At 60.0% G+C, this 14,486-nt stretch carries 12 protein-coding genes and 1 pseudogene; 3 read left to right on the forward strand and 10 right to left on the reverse strand.

From position 1 onward, the window contains the following. The 10 genes and pseudogenes from ASB65_RS09585 to ASB65_RS09630 all read right to left on the reverse strand — a co-directional run. A pseudogene (locus tag ASB65_RS09585) lies at positions 1–180 on the reverse strand (hypothetical protein); the annotation flags it as partial. 65 nt (positions 181–245) lie between these two features. Next, entirely contained in the window at positions 246–2,123 is a 1,878-nt protein-coding gene (locus ASB65_RS09590) for a TRAP transporter large permease subunit (RefSeq protein WP_003508278.1), read from the reverse strand. Positions 2,124–2,864: 741 nt separating this feature from the next. Further along, entirely contained in the window at positions 2,865–3,674 is an 810-nt protein-coding gene (locus ASB65_RS09595) for a cyclase family protein (protein ID WP_060723811.1), read from the reverse strand. Positions 3,675–3,768: 94 nt separating this feature from the next. Next, positions 3,769–4,881, reverse strand: a complete 1,113-nt coding sequence (locus tag ASB65_RS09600) for an FAD binding domain-containing protein (RefSeq protein WP_003508280.1) — start codon at positions 4,879–4,881, stop codon at positions 3,769–3,771. A gap of 110 nt (positions 4,882–4,991) precedes the next feature. Next, the gene (locus tag ASB65_RS09605; protein ID WP_060723812.1) at positions 4,992–6,239 is read right to left on the reverse strand and encodes an oxalate decarboxylase family bicupin; all 1,248 of its coding nucleotides are present in this window, start codon (positions 6,237–6,239) and stop codon (positions 4,992–4,994) included. Position 6,240: 1 nt separating this feature from the next. Continuing rightward, positions 6,241–6,708, reverse strand: a complete 468-nt coding sequence (locus ASB65_RS09610; RefSeq protein WP_060723813.1) for a hypothetical protein — start codon at positions 6,706–6,708, stop codon at positions 6,241–6,243. 312 nt (positions 6,709–7,020) lie between these two features. Continuing rightward, the gene (locus ASB65_RS09615; protein ID WP_003508307.1) at positions 7,021–7,395 is read right to left on the reverse strand and encodes a response regulator transcription factor; all 375 of its coding nucleotides are present in this window, start codon (positions 7,393–7,395) and stop codon (positions 7,021–7,023) included. A gap of 66 nt (positions 7,396–7,461) precedes the next feature. Continuing rightward, a complete protein-coding gene (locus ASB65_RS09620; RefSeq protein WP_060723814.1) occupies positions 7,462–8,118 on the reverse strand; it encodes a response regulator transcription factor in 657 nt (218 codons plus the stop codon). Further along, complete coding sequence (locus ASB65_RS09625; protein WP_060723815.1) at positions 8,111–9,691, reverse strand: ATP-binding protein; 1,581 nt, start codon at positions 9,689–9,691, stop codon at positions 8,111–8,113. Before ASB65_RS09625 ends, ASB65_RS09620 begins: the two co-directional genes overlap by 8 nt. Positions 9,692–9,941: 250 nt before the next feature. Then, positions 9,942–12,236 carry an FdhF/YdeP family oxidoreductase gene (locus tag ASB65_RS09630; protein ID WP_060723816.1) on the reverse strand — a complete coding sequence of 765 codons (2,295 nt, stop codon included), beginning with the start codon at positions 12,234–12,236 and terminating at the stop codon, positions 9,942–9,944. A 415-nt stretch (positions 12,237–12,651) separates the two neighbouring features. Here ASB65_RS09630 and ASB65_RS09635 point away from each other — a divergent pair, with 415 nt between their 5' ends. The 3 genes from ASB65_RS09635 to ASB65_RS28685 all read left to right on the forward strand — a co-directional run bounded on the left by ASB65_RS09635 (position 12,652) and on the right by ASB65_RS28685 (position 14,408). Then, positions 12,652–13,170: a Dps family protein gene (locus tag ASB65_RS09635; RefSeq protein WP_060723817.1), complete on the forward strand. Its 519-nt coding sequence runs from the start codon at positions 12,652–12,654 to the stop codon at positions 13,168–13,170. Positions 13,171–13,189: 19 nt separating this feature from the next. Next, positions 13,190–14,170, forward strand: a complete 981-nt coding sequence (locus ASB65_RS09640) for an alpha/beta fold hydrolase (protein WP_060723818.1) — start codon at positions 13,190–13,192, stop codon at positions 14,168–14,170. Positions 14,171–14,237: 67 nt separating this feature from the next. Continuing rightward, complete coding sequence (locus ASB65_RS28685) at positions 14,238–14,408, forward strand: hypothetical protein (RefSeq protein ID WP_162993044.1); 171 nt, start codon at positions 14,238–14,240, stop codon at positions 14,406–14,408. The last annotated feature ends 78 nt before the right edge of the window (positions 14,409–14,486 follow it).

The raw sequence follows: 14,486 nt of genomic DNA on the forward strand, positions 1-14,486 counted from the left end.
GGGCGGCGGGGGGGGGGGTTGAGATGTGTAAAAGGAGCGGGGAATGTTCATCGGGTGCGCCGCAGGCAGATTATTGGCATATTTATAATTGTATTGGGCAGCGCGGGCGCGCGACACGAAGGCGGTGGCCAGTACGGCGGAACCGGCGCCGGCGAGTATGGTACGTCTGTTGATATTCATTGCTTTCTCCTCCCAAAATAAAGCAGGTATCATTCATCGGCGGGGGGGGGGGGCCCGCCACGGTCTTAGAGCAGAATGGTCGAAAAGCCGGGGATTGCGGCGATCAGCAGCAGGCCGATGACCATGGCCGCGAGATAGGGCCAGATGGCGCCCATGGCTTCATCCGGCGAGACGTTGCCGATCTTGCAGGCGATATAGAAGCCGATGCCGATGGGCGGCGCCATAAGGCCGATATTCATGGCAACCACCACGACCATGGAATAATGGATGTCGTTGATGCCAAGTGTACGGGCGATCGGGAACATGATCGGCGCGAGCAGAACGATCGCCGGCAGTCCTTCCAGGACGCAGCCAAGGATCATGAAGATCAGGATCGACACGACCATATAGGTCATCCAGCCGCCCGGCAGATCGGTGATCATCGCGGTCAGCTGGAAGGCAAAGCCGCTCTGCGTCAGCCCCCAGGCCATGGCCGATGCGCAGCCGAGGATCAGCAGGATCGCCCCGGAAAGGGCCGCCGTCTCCACCAGCATGGAATAGAGCTTTTTGAGGCTGATGCCGCCATAAAGCACCGCGCCGATGATCATGGCGTAGAGCACGGCGATAGTGGACACTTCGGTTGCCGTGGCGACACCGCCGCCCACTAGGCTGCGGATGAGGAAGGGCAGAACGAGTGCCGGGGCGGCAATCAGGGCTGCCTTGCCCACCAGCGGCCATGGGGTGCGCTTTGCACCTTCCATGTTTTCATGCCGCGCCTTCCAGCGGGCCAGAACGGCCAGCACCAGAAGCAGTACCATTGCAATCATGAAACCGGAGGTGAAGAGGCCGGCAATAGACACACCTGCCGCCGAACCCAGAACGATCAGCACGATGGAGGGCGGAACCGTATCGGCCATGGCGGCGCCGGTGGCCAGAAGCGCGATCATTTCCTTGGGTTTGTGGCCACGGCGCTTCATTTCCGGAAACAGCGCCGGTGCGACGGTTGCCATATCGGAAACCTTGGAGCCGGAAATGCCGGAGACAAGAAACAGAGAACCGAGCAGCACATAGGACATGCCCGCCCTGATATGGCCGAACATCGAGGACAGAAGCTCGACAATCGCCCTGCCCATGCCGGTGGCATCGAGCACGCAGCCCAGCAGCACGAAGACCGGCACTGACAGCAGAATGATGCCGGACATGCCCTCGTCCATGCGCCCGATCATCACAATGGTCGGAACCCAGGTGGTGAAGGTCAGATAGGCGAGGGTTCCAAGGCCGAAGCAGAAGGCAATCGGCACGCCCAGCACCAGAAATACCGCAACGAACAGGCCGAGGAAGATCGCCAGATTAAAATTGCCGAGGGATTCCAGCATCGGCGATGCCAGATAGAGCAGGCCGGAGGCAACCGCGACGGTTACAAGGGCCGTGATGATATCGCGCAGCTTTTCCCGCCGGAAAAGATTGTTGAGTACCAGAAGCAGCATGAGACAGGCGCCGACCGGCAGCGCCGCAGCGCGAAACGACATCGGAATATTCAGCGCCGCTGACGTGACCACCCATTCCTCGATGGCGTATTCCATGGCGGGCTTGATGATTGCTGCAAGAAATGTCGCCACCAGGACCAGCGCCAGCGAATTGATATAGCCCAGAACACGTTGCGGGAACATGTTGAGAAACAGCGTCAGGCGCAGATGTTCACTGCGATCGATGGCAATCGCCGCGCCCAGCATGGCAAACCACAGGAAGCACAAGGACGCCGTTTCGTCGATCCAGACAATCGGCAGATGCAGGGCATAACGTGACGTCACGCCCAGCAGAAGCAGGCCGATCATCACCGCCAGCAGCACGGCCGCCACGGCCTCGATGGGGCGCATGAACCACGAGCCCGTTACCGGTCCGGTGTGCAACAGTTCGCCATCGAGTACAAATACGTCGTCATTCGCGTCTGCGGTCATGGTCATCGGGGCCTCCTCTCCCACAGAACAACCTTCGCAATAAGATGTCAGCAAAACAGGATGTCCATGCCACGACCGCGACATCAGGATAGCTGTTATTGCCAGACTGGCCAGACCCCTCCAAAAGTCTGAATGTATCGGTATATTGCCTCCACAATATGGACCACTACAAAACCATGTATCCGGGATACACAGGAATATTTGTGAAATCAACAGTAAATAGACGGATTTGTGCAGTTTATTTGCGCATCTACAAGGTCCATATAGTGGATCATACTTTGTGTCGACCTTCATTCGCCGGTAATGACCATGCAGCACGGCACCTGATGCAAAGGCCAGCCAATGCAGATCGTGGCGGCCCGACCGGGGCAGGCCGCCATACACGCGGGTGCCTGCGTCGCGCCACGGAGAGCCGGAATACATTTCTGCTTAGCCTTGAACTGGCTGGGATGGGGAAGGGCCTTGACGTGACGACCACTGGTCGAACTGGGAAAAATGACGGTGGTGCGGCTGAGCACTCTCTAACCGGCAATCCGGGCGTTGATTATCTCTTGAAATCCTCCCGTGCGGAGGTTTTGCGGCAAGGGGATATGTTCTCAGCGATGCCGCCGCCCGGCATTCTTCCTGTCAGGCGCGGGGCGATGTTTCGCCCCGCCTTTTCCCGAACAACCGCGGCGGATTCGGAGCGGCTTTATCTGATGCAGCAGGTGAGCCGCTGGTGCATCCGGGCCGCCCGCCATGCTGCTTTCAGATCAGGGCCAGAATCCGGGCCGGACCGCCGGTTCCGCCACGATGTGCCGGCGCGCCGACGACGACGGTTGCGCCCTTGACCGGCAAAGCCTCGAGGTTGTTGAGGCCTTCGATACCGTAGCGCCCGGCCGGAAGCCAGGAATTGTGAACGGCGAAATCGGCAGAGTTGCCCGGATCCAGCGAAAGCGTGTCGACGCCGATCGCGACCGTGTCGCGCTTGAGCAGAAGGTCGGTTGCCGACTTGCCGAAACCGGGAAAGGCGAATTTTCCGGCGTCGTCGGTGCGGAATGAGGGGCTCTTCACTCTGGTTGCCCAGCCGGAGCGCAGGGCGACGATCGCGCCTGCCGGGATATCGCCATTTGCAGATATCCAGCGCTCGATGTCTTCAGCCTCGATGGTGGAATTGGCATCCTCTTTTGCGCGGTCGGTGATGTCGATGATGACCAGCGGCGCGACAAGTTTCTGCGGCTCCAGCTGATCGACGCTCGCGCCGTCGGCGCTGAAGTGGAACGGCGCATCGATATGTGTGCCGGTATGTTCGTAGATGGTGAGCTTGTGGAGCTGATAACCGTCCTTGGTGATATCAGCTGCCCATTCGTATTCTATGCCCGGTTTGCCGTCGAAGGTGGGAAATGTGGAATCATAGGTGTGGGTGAGATCGATGACCCGTCCGGGTGTTTGCGCAAGCACCGGAGCCGCGAGGCTGCCTGCCGCCACCGCCGTTACACCGGCCACGGCGCCCTTGAACAGCAGGCGTCGTGACAGCATGTTCTTTTTCACGTTCTCGATCACGCAGTGGTTGCACATTCCTCAGTCCCTCCATTGAGAAATCCCTGATCGCAAGCGTAGCGCAAAGATGGGGTGAAGCAAGACAGGACCGTCCCTGATTTTTGACCCGTGTTCAGATGGCGGTTTCGGCAAGCCGCCGCCCATAAGCTGCAATTGCCTTGCCCACCGGCAGGCGGCTTCTCTGATATCGTGAAAGGGCGGTGGGCAGATCGTCCGTTTGCCGCAGGGCGTCGCGCAGCGCCATTGCGTCTCCCGCGGCCTTGGAAACGCCCATCGCGGTGTGAGGGCGAACCACAAAGGCGGCATCTCCGACCAGCGCCATGCGCGGCGACACCATCTGTTCAGCCTCATAGTCGAAAATGCCCTGGATCGATGGGTTTTCCTCCGCTTCCACCGCAAGCGCCAATTGCGGCGGCAGAAGGGAGGACGCGTCCCTGCGCAGTTGCTCGCGGCGCTGCTCGGCGAGCTCGCCACGGGGCAGCGAATATTCGAAATGCCTGCCGTCGCGGCCGGTGAAGGTTCGGCCAAGCTCATCGGCTGGTGTAGTACGATACCAGACCCAGTTGTAACGGCGCTGTCCCTGTTGTGTTTCACCAAGTGGCCCCGGCACGAGGTAACCCAGAACATGAATTCCGGGTGTGATGTAAAAAGCGAAGCGGTCGAGCAGCAGGGACGCATCGGCCGGTAATCTGGTTTCGGGTATCAGCCCGCGCCAGGCGACATAACCCGCAAAGGCGTTTTCCGAATGGCGATTGACCGCCTTGCGGATGGCCGAACCCAAGCCATCCGCGCCTATTACGAGATCAGCGCGCTCTTGCCTGCCGTCGGCGAAGGACAGCATCACTCCATCAGGGCCTTCCCGAACCGCGTCGACATGGTGTCCCAGGAGATAGGTATCGGCGAGGAGGCGGGAGGACACGCGCTCAAAGAGATAGTCCCATGAAATCTGCATCTGCGGCGTCTTCTGGCGCTGGGCCACGCGGCCGCCAGCATCGAGGTAGATGCGCTCCTTCGCAACCACACCGACATGGGTGACGTCTTCGCAGCCGATCTGGTCCAGAACCTCGAACAGGTCCTGCTGCGGCACCAGTCCTGCACCACGCCCGCCGAGGCCGGACGAGGAGCGTTCGTAGACTTTCACATCGTGCCCGTCCTGCTGAAGCAATATCGCCGTGAAAAGACCGGCAAGCGAGCCGCCGGCGATGCGGATTGTCAATGGTTTCATGGCCGTTCCTGTCTTTCGATATTGGTTTTGCGGCGTCGCGCCTTGTCTCGGTGAGAAAAGACCGGCGGATCGGACATGCCGAAACGCCGGTCAATGGGCGGACAGGATGTTCAGCCCGGCATGATCGCCGGCTGGTTTGCGGGAAATTTCGCCACGTCTTCGACGCTGACGTTGAGGTGCTGGGCCACCAGCGCCGGTGGGGTATGCGTCAGCCAGGACGACAGGCTGACCTCCTGGTATTCGGCGGTCTTGAAGACCGCGACGAATTGCAGGTCGGTCTTCCCGGTATTTTCGATGATGTGGCCCTGGCTTCTTTTCACGTAACCGATATCGCCGGCGCGGAAATCGGCGGTCTGGCTGCGCGGGCCCGCGTCGAACACGGTCATCCGGCCTTCACCCTTGATCCAGTATTGCCATTCGTCCGCATTGGGATGCCAGTGCATTTCGCGCACACCGCCGGGCTTGATCGTTTCGATGGCGGCGGCGATGGTTTTGGACACGGTAAAGGCGCTGCTATCCGCAAGGCGAATGACCCCGGCAGCATTTTCCTTCAGCGGTTTTGATGCCGCGAGCTTATAGGTGAACGGGAATGGGGGAAGTCCCGCGCCGGCAACGGCTTCCTGATCCCTGGAGAGCGGTCCCGGCTCCTTGCCCTGGAAAATCCAGAGGTTCTGCAGCGGAATGTTCCGGAACACGTCCTGCGCGACGCCGAAATTCTTGGCCAGCAGTTCGGGTGAGGTATGCGCCAGCCAGTCCGTCAGAAGCAGGGTGCCATATTCGGACTGGTCGCCTTCGTCGAACACGATGACGAATTCGCACCCTTCAGGGCCAAGTCCCTGCAGCGAATGGGGGTAGCCGGCCGGAAAATACCAGAGATCACCGGCCTCGACATCCTGCACATAGGCGCGACCCTGCGTATCGAGCACGGTGATGCGGCAATGGCCATTGGTCATGATCGCCCATTCTGCGGCACGGTGCCAGTGCATCTCACGAACGCCGCCCGGTCCGAGCCGCATGTTGACGCCGGACACGGCATCCGAAATCGCGAAGTCCGACTTGGTCACCTGACGTGCCCATCCGCCGTTCTGGATACGCTTGGCGGCGTTGTTGAACGAGCCCCAGAAGAGCTGCATGTCGCCCACATCGGTCGCCGGCGGGCTCTGGAAAGATGGAAACTGATCGTTGATCGCAGGGTTCTTCGGGCCGGGATCGCCGAGACCCGCGGCATTGGCATTGATTGCTCCCTCGGCGGGCTGGTCGGGATTGCCGAAAGAGGCTGCCCCGGCCGTGCTGGCGGCAAGGGCGGTGCCGCCGACGGCGCCGATTGCGAGGACTGCGCGTCTGGTCAACGTTTCCATTTCAGAACTCCTTGTTCATGGCGAGTTGGGCCGAGGTGTCGAAAGAGCGGGTCTGTGATGCGAGCTGGAGCACGGCGATGCGGTCGATCAGCTCGGCATTGAAGAGGCGGTGCTGCAGCTGGCAGAAAGCTTTTGGATCGAGCACGTCGTGCCGGTCCGTTTTCTGGGCGGCGCGGGTGGCGACGCAGGATGTCTTGTCCAGTCCCGGAACAGCCTGTGCGCCTTCGGACGTTTCACTGAGCGCCGGCGCGGGAGCGGAAAGTCCGCCCAGCCTGTCGATCGCCTGTGGTGTGAGGGTGCGGAAGGCGCTGGCTGATGCGACGTCTTCGGAGGCCGCAAGCGCCGGTTCGCCATTCCTGATCAGGAAAGCATTGCCACCAAGCACGGCAACCGTGCCCAGTGCCAACACCGCTGCGACTTTGAGACGACAGGGTCTCTGCTCGTCCGCATTCTTGCTGATGGAGGTCATGCCCTGCTCCTAAAAAGGGTGATGGTGTCGTCAGGAACGTTCGGAGGGGAAGCGCTTGACTGGAGCAAAGGCTACGGCGGAGAAGCGGAGCCGGCATCTATACAGAGGTCTAGTTCGTATAGCGGAAGGTGTTGGCGGCGGGATAAGCGCCGAGAGGCATCCGCTCAACGGCAATGCCTGCCCGGACGGCAGGGCGTCGGGGCATGAAATAACGACGGATTTCACTTGGAAGAGATGCAGCCAGAGCAATGGAAGGCTTGTCTGCGCGTGGATATAGGCTGGCTCACTCGCCCTGTGGCAAAGCGTCAGCCGTCAGGACGGCCGGGCGAGAACGGATTCCAGGCATCCGATCAGACTGACGATATTGACCGGTTTGCCGAGAAAGGCCAAAGCGCCGCCGTTCAAGGCTGCATTCCGGGTGCGCTCATCCTGATAGGAGGTGACGAAGATCATCGGCGGGTGGTTACCGCGCCGGTTCAACTCGCTCTGCAGCTCGATGCCGGAAAGACCGGGCATTTTGACATCCACGACGATGCAGTCGATGTCCGCCTGCTGCTTCGATTCCAGGAATTGTTCGGCAGAAACAAACAGGCGGCATTCGTAACCGAAGGACATGATGAGATCATCCATGGCTTCGCGAATGGCGGGATCGTCGTCGACGACGGCAATGACGGGAACGGGGGGCAATGAAAGCGACCTTTTCTGTTTTTCTTTCTTTCTCTATGCGCCCATGCCGCTCTCAAAGATACCATACTAAGATACAGGTGGCCTGAACTTCTCGCCGATCAGCTCCGCTTTCCGCACGAGGTCGGCAACCGATCTCGCTTCCATTTTGCGCATGACATTGCCTCGGTGCAGTTTCACGGTGACTTCGCTGATGCCGAGCTCGTAGGCGATCTGCTTGTTCATCAGGCCGCGGACAACGGCGCCCATGACCTCGCGTTCCCTTGGCGTCAGCTGTTCGGCAAGGGAGGTGACGGCCTCGTTCTGGGCGCTTTCGCGGCGGCGCGACGCATCCCGCTCCATCGCGGCCGCGACGGCGTCCAGAATGTCCTGTTCCTTGAAGGGCTTGGTCAGAAAATCGACAGCGCCGGCCTTCATCGCCCGCACGCTCATCGGGATATCGCCGAAGCCGGTCATGAAAATGATCGGCATCCGGTTGCCGACGCGTTCCAGCTGCATCTGGAAATCAAGGCCGCTTATGCCCGGAAGCCGCACATCAAGCAGCAGGCAGCCAGGCCGGTTCAGATTGGCTTTTTCAAGAAAGGCGGCGGCGCTGTCGAAAGCTTCGGCATCGAATTTCATGGAGCGGAAAAGATCGGTGAGCGCCTCGCGCATCGACACATCGTCGTCGACGATGAACACGATGGGTGACGGCGGCTCCTTTGTCGTCTTGCGTGGCTCAGGCATGTTCCATCTCCTGGCTGATCGGCATGGAAATGGTAAAGACCGCCCCGCCGAGAGGATGATTGTCACCGGTAAGCCTGCCGCCCCGTGCTTCCAGTGTCGTGCGGCAGATGGAAAGCCCCATGCCCATTCCCGTCTCCTTGGTCGTGAAAAACGGCGAAAACAGCTTTTCCTTCATCTGCACCGGGAAACCCGGCCCATTGTCGTGAACCGCAATATGAATATTGTCCCTGTCTTCGCGCTCCTTCCGCACCGTGATGGTGCGATTGCCGGTGCCCGCCTCGTCCATGGCCTGAATGGCGTTGGTGAGAAGGTTGATGAGGACCTGCTGCAATTCGATCCTGACGGCTGTTATCGGTGGTGTGGCCGTTTTTTCCACATGCACCGTGGTTCCGCTGCGTTCCAGCTCATGTTCGAGAAGGCTTAGCGTTTCATCGATGAACTCATCGAGGTCGAAGGTTTCCATCTTGCCGCTCGTATGGGCGAGCAGGCTGCGCGTGTTCTGGATGATTTCACTGGCGCGCTGCCCGTCGCGGATCATGCGTTCGGCCGAGCGGCGGGGGGCGGCAATATCCGGCGGATCGCGATCGAGCCACCGCAGCAATGTCTGCGCATTGACGATGATGGCGCCAAGCGGCTGGTTCAGGTCGTGGGAGAGCGATGCGGACATGGCTCCGACGGCTGCCGCCTTCGAGGCTTTTGTCAGCTCCGCCTGTGCCTCGGCCAGCGCCTTCAGCGCCATTTCGCGCTGGGTGATATCCACCATGCTGACCACCACACGGTTGAAGGAGGCCGCCTCCGCGGGGAAACTGATTGAAAGAAGCACCAGCTTGTCTTCGCCGGTGTCGGTGCGCACCACCACCTTGTCTTCGAAGACACGCCGATTGTCGATGATCGCCTGCAGGACATCGACGAACTTGCCGGACGAAGAAACGACCGACTGCTGGAGGGTGCCGCGGATAGAGGAATCGTAACCCAGCATTTCCTTTCCGGCTTCATTTGACGCAACAACCGTGATGAGATCGATGCATTGCTGCGTAAAACCCGGGTTAGCGCGCGCATGGGCCCGTATGTCGGTGATACCCCGCTGCTTGAGGCCCATCAGCAGGGCGTGAAGCTTCGAATAGTCGCGTTCCCAGAGTGCGACGCGCGTGCGGTCGAAAATGGAGCGATAACGCTCCTCGCTTTCCTTCAGCGCCGCATTGACGGATAGCATTGCCAGCCGGGCGGTCTCCGTTTTCAAAAGCAGCATGGTCGTGACGGCAAGTGCCGCAAGGGCGACAACCAACCGAAGGGCCGACTGGAAATCCGCATCCTGCGCGTGGGTCGTTGCATAGGACAGGAGGGAAAGAATTGCACAGGCACAGGAGATCGCGATCAGTCCCGACCAGCTTACAGTCTGCGCGGCCAAAAGGACCGTGATGACATAGAGCACCGCGATCGCGCCTTCTATGTCGGTATAGGTATCGACGTAAAATACCGCGGCCGCCAGTGCCAGCGCCCCAAGGCCAAAGGCCAGATGGTGGGCTCGGCCTTCCGGCTCGCGCGCGCGAAACATCCTTGACGCAATCGACATTGTTCCCCCGATGCGATTTTTGCCGACAATACGGTTTTTTCAGCACAACCTGACCTATACATAGGTCTTGGTTGCCACCGTCGTCGAAACATCAGGATAGCGGTAAAACGGCACGGCGCTATATCGAAAAATCCGCATATATGGCCGGTCATCCACAGGCCATGCCTGATGGCCCGAGGTGAGGTCCAACCCAAACGGTGGGGAGAAGAGCGCGCAACGACCGCTGCGTTGCGCGCCGGGCCTTCGGTCGTCAGGCGGCTGCCGGGCTCACCGTGATCGGGACACCCTTGTAGGAAGGCGTTCCGGAAAGGCGGTCATAATGGCCGAGCGCCACCACCGCATTCGTTTCCGGATAATAGCCTGCGGCCGACCCCTTCGGGATATTGTATTCGACGGCGGTGAAACCCTGAACGAGGTGTCGGTCTTTATTTTCTGGGCCGATGCCGTGAATATCGATGCGATCACCATCCTTCAGGCCGCGCTCCGCAAGGTCGTGCCGGTTCATGAAGATGATGTCCCTTCGGCCGAAGACGCCGCGATAACGGTCATCCATGCCATAGATCGTCGTATTGTACTGATCGTGGCTGCGGATCGTGGTCAGCACGAGGGCGTCCGGATTGGAGATGAGCGGATCTTCCTCAAGTCCTGTGGCGACAAGGAAATTGGCCTTGCCGCTCTGCGTGTTCCAGCGGCGGAAGGAGGCCGCGACATCAAGGCGAAAACCGCCTTTTACCCGAACCCGGCTGTTGAAATCCCTGAAATCGGGAAAGACCTCTTCGATCTTGTCACGGATCCGGTCGTAATCGGCAATCAGCCAATCCCAGTCTATTCCATGGCGGCTGCCGATTGTCGCTTTGGCGATGCCCGCGATGATGGCCGGCTCCGACCTGACCAGCTCCCCGGGCGGGTTCAGGAAACCGCGAGAGGCATGCACCATCGACATCGAGTCCTCGACTGTCACGGCCTGCGGGCCCAAGGACTGGGTATCCAGATCGGTGCGTCCAAGGCAGGGCAGGATCAGCGATGTCCTGGCTGTGAGAAGGTGCGAGCGGTTTAGTTTTGTTGCGATGTGAACGGCGAGATCGAGGTTGCGCATGCCCTTGAAGGTCGCGCCGGTATCCGACATGGCGACGGCGAGGTTTCCGCCAAGACAGATTAGCACCCGGGACTCGCCGGCAATGATCGCCTCGACGGCCTCTATGGCATTGTGGCCTTTTTCCGCAGGGGGACGAAAACCGAATGCTCGCTCCATGCCGTCCAGCAGCGCCTTGTTCGGGATTTCGGTGATGCCGACGGTGCGGTCGCCCTGAACATTGGAGTGGCCGCGAATGGGCGCAATTCCCGCGCCCGGGCGGCCCATATTACCGCGCAGCAGCAGCAGATTTGCGATCTGCTGCACGTTGCCCGTGCCCTTGGCGTGCTGCGTGATGCCCATGCCGTAACAGATGATGACATTGGAGGCGTTCACATAAATCCGGGCAGCGCTTTCAAGCGCCTCCTTCGTCAGCCCACTGACGGAGCAGATGGTGTCCCAGGAGGTAGCGTCGATGTCGGCGCGCAGTGCGTCGAGACCGTCGGTGTGTTCTTCGATGAAGGTTCGGTCGAGCACACCGGCACCACCCGCCTTCTGGTTTTCCGCATCCAGTTCGAACACCGCTTTCATGATGCCCTTGAGGGCTGCGAGATCGCCGCCGGTGCGCAGTTGATGGTAGGCGGAGGCGATGGGCGTCGAAGAGAGCGTCGCCATTTCTATCGGGTCCTGTGGCGCGGCGAAGCGTTCCAGCGCCCGTTCCTTCAGCGGATTGAAGACCACGATCGGCACGCCGCGTTTTGCGGCATTATGCAGCGTCGTCATCATGCGCGGATGGTTGGTGCCGGGATTGTGGCCGAAGCTGAAGATCGCATCGGCATGATCGAAATCCTCCAGCGTCACCGTGCCTTTGCCGACGCCGATGGATTTCGGAAGGCCGACGCTGGTGGCCTCGTGGCACATGTTGGAACAATCAGGGAAATTGTTCGTCCCATAGGCGCGCACGAAAAGCTGATAGAGAAAGGCGGCCTCGTTGGACGCCCGGCCGGATGTATAAAATTCCGCCTTGTCGGGGTCGTCGAGCTTGTTGAGTTCCTGCGCGATCAGATTGAAGGCGTCGTCCCATGCGATTGGCTCATAGCAATCGCTTTCGGCATTGTAATGCAGGGGAAGGGTCAGCCGGCCGGCATCCTCCAGCTTGTGATCCGTCCATTGCCACAGTTCGGAAACCGTATGCTGGGCGAAAAATTCGGGTCCGGATCGTTTCGCCGTCGATTCCCAGGTGATGGCCTTGGCGCCGTTTTCGCAGAACTCAAAGGATGAGGTGTGTTTGGGGTCGGGCCAGGCGCAGCCGGGACAGTCGAAACCTTCGGGCTGATTGGCCTTGAGCAGCGTCATCGTGCCCTGCGCGACGATCTGCTGGTGCGCGAGCGTTTTCGCAACGGCTTTCAATGCATCCCAGCCGCCGGCTGGGTGATCGTATTTTTCAATACCTTCGGGCCGTTCTTCCGCCATGTTGGAATTCCTTCGATTTTGCAGATTGACGATTGTCGTGCCCGCTGAGGCTAACGCAACGGCGAAAGAGTAAACATAATACTCAGGCATAGGTTGCCTGCAGGTCCGAGGCCGAAACGAAAAAAAGGCCGCCTCCTGCGGCGGGGGCGGCCTTGGCGGATCGGGAGGAGATCCGCGGCTCCGGGGGAGGGGGACACCGGAGACGATGGCTTCTGCGAGCCAATCGCCCTGGGGCGGGGCGACAGGCGAAAACTATCCCGGGTTCGAAATTGCCGAAACTACACTTAGGTATCGGGTGGACTGTACCAGCAGCCGATTTCTCCCGAGCCATCCTTCTTTCTATCCTCTGTGCCGATCAGACAGCCGCAACAGGGGCGCTCAACAACGGGCGGTCGATTGCAAAAGGAGAACGATCATGGACACGACCACAGCCGCCAAAAACCGCAAGCTTCCACTCGCAACGCCGACCGACCTTGGCGCTGAAGCGAGCCGCGACATCGCCGCTGCGCTGACCGCGCTGCTGGCGGATGTCTTCACGCTCTACATCAAGACCAAGAATTTCCACTGGCATGTTTCCGGTCCGCATTTCCGTGATTATCACACGCTGCTGGACGAACAGGGCGCGCAGATCTTTGCGATGACCGACGACATTGCCGAAAGGGCGCGCAAGATCGGCGGCACGACCATCCGCTCCATCGGCCATATCGGTCGCCTGCAGCGTCTCCTTGATAATGACGCCGACTTCGTCACGCCGGAGGATATGCTTGCCGAACTGCGTGAGGACAACAAGCAGCTTACCGCCATCCTGCGGCAAACGCACAGCCTCACCTCCGACCTCAACGACCACGCCACTACCAGCCTGATCGAAAACTGGATCGACGAGACCGAGCGCCGCACCTGGTTCCTGTTTGAAACCACCCGCCGCGCCCGCTGAAACCAGGCAGGAAACCGAAATGACCGACAATCCTATCGAGCTCGCAATTTCCAGACGGCATGTTCTGCTGGCCGGCGCCGCTCTTTCCACCGCGATGGCCATGCCATCAACAGCCTTTTCAAAATCCATCCCATCCCGCAACGAAGGAGCATTTCCAATGACCGGATCATTCGTAAAGACCAAGGACGGCGTCGATATCTATTTCAAGGACTGGGGTCCGAAGGATGCCCAGCCGATCGTCTTCCATCACGGCTGGCCTTTGTCCTCCGACGACTGGGACGCGCAGATGCTGTTCTTCGCCCAGAACGGTTACCGCGTCGTGGCCCATGACCGTCGCGGCCACGGCCGTTCCCAGCAGGTGAGCGACGGCCACGACATGGATCATTATGCCGCCGATGCATCCGCCGTTGCCGAACATCTCGATCTCAGGAATGCGGTTCACATTGGCCACTCGACCGGCGGCGGAGAGGTCGCGCGTTACGTCGCCAAATTCGGCGAGCCGCAGGGCCGCGTTGCCAAGGCCGTGCTCGTCTCCGCCGTTCCGCCGCTGATGCTGAAGACGCCTTCCAATCCCGGCGGCCTGCCGATCGAAGTCTTCGACAGCTTCCGCAAGGGCGTAGCCGAAAACCGCGCCCAGTTCTTCCTCGACGTGCCGACCGGTCCGTTCTATGGCTTCAACCGTCCGGATGCCAAAGTCTATCCCGGTGTCATCCAGAACTGGTGGCGTCAGGGCATGATGGGTAGCGCCAAGGCCCATTATGACGGTGTAAAAGCCTTCTCGGAAACCGATCAGACGGAAGACCTGAAGGCGATCACGGTGCCGACGCTCGTTCTCCACGGCGATGACGACCAGGTCGTGCCGATCGCAGATTCTGCCGAATTGTCGGTCAAACTGCTGAAGAATGGTACGCTGAAGGTGTATAAGGGGTATCCGCACGGCATGCTGACCACCCATGCCGATGTCATTAATCCGGATCTGTTGGCCTTTGTGAAGAGCTGATCACCTGAAACGGCCGCCGCCGGAAAAAGCGGATGGCGGCCAATTTCTCGCGCGGAAGGAGATTCCGATGCCGTTCAAACCATCTTATGAAGACCTTGCCCTTCGTGACGGCATCGCAAGCCTGCCCGAGATGGAGGATATTCAGCTGGAGCTTCCTCTGTCCCGGCAAGCCGAGGCGGAAAACCGGATCGATGCGAACCCGGAGCCGTCGAGCGACGAAACGAAATTTCAGGACTGATCGATGCGATCGCCGTCCTCGACGGTAGCTTATTGTATCAGCAACCAGTCTGACTACATCGAGGTACCGTTTTCGGTT

Source organism: Agrobacterium tumefaciens str. B6 (genome assembly GCF_001541315.1).
GTDB classification, from domain to species: domain Bacteria; phylum Pseudomonadota; class Alphaproteobacteria; order Rhizobiales; family Rhizobiaceae; genus Agrobacterium; species Agrobacterium radiobacter.